This is a genomic window from Geobacillus sp. B4113_201601 (assembly GCF_001587475.1).
Classification (GTDB): Bacteria; Bacillota; Bacilli; order Bacillales; family Anoxybacillaceae; genus Geobacillus; species Geobacillus icigianus.
Genome location: NZ_LQYX01000085.1, coordinates 1 through 3,918, shown reverse-complemented (window position 1 = coordinate 3,918; position 3,918 = coordinate 1). Strand labels below are relative to the sequence as shown.

The 3,918-nt window shown below is 42.6% G+C and carries 4 protein-coding genes and 2 pseudogenes; 5 read left to right on the top strand and 1 reads right to left on the bottom strand.

The features are described 5' to 3' along the window. A pseudogene (locus B4113_RS20595) lies at positions 1-218 on the top strand (transposase); the annotation flags it as partial. Between the two features lie 139 nt (positions 219-357). After that, positions 358-1,230: pseudogene (locus tag B4113_RS12120) on the top strand (IS982 family transposase). Here B4113_RS12120 and B4113_RS12115 read toward each other — a convergent pair. Then, positions 1,194-2,072: an IS982-like element ISGsp1 family transposase gene (locus tag B4113_RS12115; protein WP_033844584.1), complete on the bottom strand. Its 879-nt coding sequence runs from the start codon at positions 2,070-2,072 to the stop codon at positions 1,194-1,196. The pseudogene B4113_RS12120 and the gene B4113_RS12115 sit on opposite strands and share 37 nt — an antisense overlap. Before the next feature lie 242 nt (positions 2,073-2,314). Here B4113_RS12115 and B4113_RS12110 point away from each other — a divergent pair, with 242 nt between their 5' ends. From B4113_RS12110 to B4113_RS19905, 3 genes are all read left to right on the top strand, one after another. Further along, positions 2,315-2,548 (top strand): hypothetical protein, encoded by a 234-nt coding sequence (locus B4113_RS12110; protein WP_033844585.1) that lies wholly within the window; start codon positions 2,315-2,317, stop codon positions 2,546-2,548. A 105-nt stretch (positions 2,549-2,653) separates the two neighbouring features. Further along, positions 2,654-2,929 (top strand): hypothetical protein, encoded by a 276-nt coding sequence (locus B4113_RS12105; RefSeq protein WP_033844586.1) that lies wholly within the window; start codon positions 2,654-2,656, stop codon positions 2,927-2,929. A gap of 136 nt (positions 2,930-3,065) precedes the next feature. Then, the gene (locus B4113_RS19905) at positions 3,066-3,239 is read left to right on the top strand and encodes a hypothetical protein (RefSeq protein ID WP_160331376.1); all 174 of its coding nucleotides are present in this window, start codon (positions 3,066-3,068) and stop codon (positions 3,237-3,239) included. Positions 3,240-3,918: the final 679 nt, after the last annotated feature.

The following is a 3,918-nucleotide window of genomic DNA, read 5'->3' as shown; positions in this document are numbered from 1 at the left end:
GTCCGTTCATCACACCAGAACGCCCGTTAAAGGGCGCCGGAGGCCGCAAGCTGACCCGACCGACCGGGCAAGCGATCTTTCAGTTGTTCCGGTATGTGAAAGTCGTCCTACTGGAGCTGCCGGATGGACGCATCCAACGCGCGCTAGGAAAACCGCTCACCCCTGATCAGCGAAGGATCCTAGAGGGATTGGGCATGGACGAGAGCATTTACGTGTAACGTCATACGGAACGACTAGCGATGGTAAAAAAAGGATTGCCATCGCTCGTTGTGTTGGTCGAAATGTTATTCTAAAAAACGAAATAAAAAATCCTTTCTTTCTACCCTGTTAGGGTGCGAAATGTGAGTATAATAGTGAATTCAAAAACAATATGCATCGATTTTGCTTTTTGTATCGGTTCAACTATCGAGTATCCAGATTCCTCTTCAACGTCGAAATCGTCATTTGTTGAAACAGAAAGACGAAGTCATCATCGCCATCCATGTCCTTGGAAAGTTGTTGGGCTTCACTTCCGAACGGGCTTGGCACCGGTTTGTGATTGGGAATTTGTTTCCCAAGGACTTGTTCCCTGAGCGTTCTCGGTACAACCGTCGCTGCCGAGCGCTTAGCTTTGCGATCAAGTGGATTCGGCACCAGCTAGCCAAGCGTGGGCAACACCATGCGTATGCGGTCGTGGACAGCTTGCCGATCGAGCTGTGTCATTCAGCTCGAATGCATCGCGTCAAACGATTCCGTGGAATTGCCGATATTGGCTATTGTGCTTCCAAAAGGATCACTTTCTATGGGTGGAAACTTCACCTGCAGGTCACCGACCAAGGGCTTCCGATGGGATATGTTGTCACCGAAGCGTCTTGTCACGACCGGGTGGCCGCTGAAACCGTCATGATGCAAATTCCACATCCGTATAACCTCGGTGACAAAGGGTATATCAGCCAAAAGCTGCAAAAGAAACTGTACGAAGAGCACCGAGTCGCTTTTTGGACGCCCGTTCGAAAAAACCAGCGAATTCGCCAATCGGACGCATGGAAACAGTGAATGAAGCGAAAACGTAAAGTGGTGGAAACCGTGTTTTCGATTTTAGTCGATTCGTATCGGATCACCGAGATTCGAGCGAACTCGGTTTCTGGATTTGAAACGGCACTGGATGGTATTTTACTGGCTTACTCGCTTGTTGTTCTTGGGCTAGTTGAGCGTCAGCGCTCAACCAGCCCTAGTGTGACCAAGGAATAAGCCAACAAGATGCCATCGAGTGCCACTTCAAACCCGGCAATGGAATTCGCTCGAATGTCGGTGATCCGGTATTGGTCTACGAGAATCGAAAACACCGTCTCGATGACTTTGCGTTTTTTCCTGATCCATTCTTCCCATGCCTTGGATGGGCCGTGCTTTTGATTGTGTCGAGACGGTGTCCAGAACACGGCTTGGTGTTCTTCGTACAGCTTTTCTCGAAGAGCGTGGCTGATGTACCCTTTGTCCCCAAAGTTGTAGGGATGAGGGATTTGAGTCATCACCGTTTCAGCGGCTTTGACGTCGTGGCAGGACGCTTCCGTCACGACATAGCCCATGGCCAGCCCTTGATTGGTCACTTGAAGATGCAGCTTGAAACCGTAGTACCATTGCTTTTTGGAAGCACAATACCCCATATCCGCGATCCCTCGAAATCGCTTGACGCGCTGCATTCTCACGGGATGGCACAACGGAAGAGGCAAGCTGTCGACGACCGCATAAGCATGGTGTTGGCCACGTTTCGCCAGCTCATGACGGATCCATTTGATGGCGAAACCAAGCGCTCGGCAGCGGCGGTTGTATCGGGAGCGTTCAAGAAACGAGCCGTTTGTGAACAAATTTCCCGTGACAAAACGATGCCAGGCTCGTTCGGAAGAAAAGCCCAGCAGCTTCCCCAAAAGGTGAACCGCCATGACCACTTCGTCTTCTTGCTTGACCAAGTGACGGTTGCGGCGATGAAGATACATTTGAATCAACGACAGTTGGGCAGAAACAAAACAGAAAATAGCGGCATATTGTTTTTGAAGTTTGGCTGGATCTGTAGTAAAATGAAAGTGCTCTTGCATGGGGGATCTCTCCTTTCGAATGTTGGGTGACACTTTCATTCTACTGGAGATCCGCCAGCAAGGGCTATTTTTATGCTTGTCTGAGTTTTATCTAGCACCACGGGTTTTATTTATATCTTTGCAGGAGAGAAAAGGAGAAATCGCCAATTAATATTAGCGATATCTAAGATTACAGCGAACGATGAGAACAAGAAATATCAACTATATGAAAATACAACATAATAGCTAGGAGGAGACTATACATGATTTTAGGAATTGGCTTAATTATCATAGGGGTTATCTTATTACCGTTCGGAGTGGTTTCATTAAAAGAAAGTTGGGAGGAAAAAAAGGATTTAAGCTTTAAAAGGAAAATGGTTGTTATCTTCTTAGAGATTTTAGATGTTTTCTCAACACCTATTCTTTCAGCTTGGTTGTTAGGATTGTCACTTCTTATGATTATCGGAGGTTTATCGGTAATTTTGCTAAAAATGTAAAAAGAATGTAAAATATAAAACTATTTATATGGTACTATTTACATATTATAGTATATATAGTAATATATTCAATGTATTATATATATTTTGGGGGGGAGAAATTTTATGAGTTTCATTTCCAGTCTTTTACACAAAGCTTTCCCGAACGATCCGAAATTCCTTCAAAAATCCATTGCTAATGGTGCTGCTAAAGGGGCAGCTTGGGGAGCGGCAACTGGTGGAACGATTGAAATGGTCCTAAGTGGAGGTAACAAACAGAAAGTTGAGGTTGGTACTGCTGCAGGAGCAGTATGGGGAGGTAATATTGGTGCCATAAAGGGCGCTATCTCTGGATCTATTAGATATGGAATAGGTGTAGCTCTCTTTGGTAAAGCCCGTTAATTAATAAAAAGAGGCTGACTCAAAAGGTTGCTGAACCGACCTTGTTGAGGTCAGCCTCTCCTTTCTTTTTTCTCTTTTTGGTTGTTATTGGATATTTGTCAAGAAAAATCGTTTTTATTATTGGAGGTATAGAATTATGATCGAATCTATTATTGTTTGTGAACATACAACAGATGATTTTAAACCAATTAATAAAAAAAGTATCTTTTTTCCAAATGATTTTTCCGTGAAAATGCCGCACTGGCGCGGATTTTCATCCCCGGGTGGAGGGCAAACCATTGCCCATGGATCTTTTCCGTACAAATATTAGTTAAATTATCTTCAGTTAAAAAAGACAGTGAAATTTTATTCCATTGGTATATTAGTAGTGAACCTGATGAACCTATCGCCACTTATTCAATACCTTTAAAAGCTAATTTGAATACGCCAAGATATGCTGTTGGAGGATTACAGATTGCTCACTTACTTAATCAAAAGGAGTTCAATATTTTTCAAAAATGGTTTGTATTAGTTGAATATGAAGGAGTATTTCATAGGGTAGAATTTGAAATAAGACCCCTTAACGTTGGAACCAATAACAACAGTTATTCCCCTATATCTCGTTATTCGTGGAGCGTGTAAAACTCATATATTACAAGTGGTGATGAATTTTGATGAAGATTCATTATAAATCGATCTTAACAATATTATTATTATTCTCAGTCTTGACCATTGGAATCACTTTGAGAATATTAGAGATTCCAATGTATGGATTAAAAAGCATGTCATATTTTCTCGCTTTTTTTATTTCATTATTTGGTTCATTAGTTGCATCGCTTACATCACTATTATGGGATATATAGTGAGTCTCATTGTAAATTAGCACATTATTTCAGAATCCCTTTTTCAAATTATTTCAGGCGGATTCCGAAAGAATGTGCAAAATTTTTGCGGATTGTTCCGGATTTTGCACATTCTTTCGGAACGTTTGCACGCTCTTTCAGATGAAG

Coding starts and splice junctions, on each gene's coding strand:
- B4113_RS12105 (WP_033844586.1), top strand. CDS start 2,654: ATGAGTTTCATTTCCAGTCTTTTACACAAAGCTTTCCCGAACGATCCG.
- B4113_RS12110 (WP_033844585.1), top strand. CDS start 2,315: ATGATTTTAGGAATTGGCTTAATTATCATAGGGGTTATCTTATTACCG.
- B4113_RS12115 (WP_033844584.1), bottom strand. CDS start 2,072: ATGCAAGAGCACTTTCATTTTACTACAGATCCAGCCAAACTTCAAAAA.
- B4113_RS19905 (WP_160331376.1), top strand. CDS start 3,066: ATGATCGAATCTATTATTGTTTGTGAACATACAACAGATGATTTTAAA.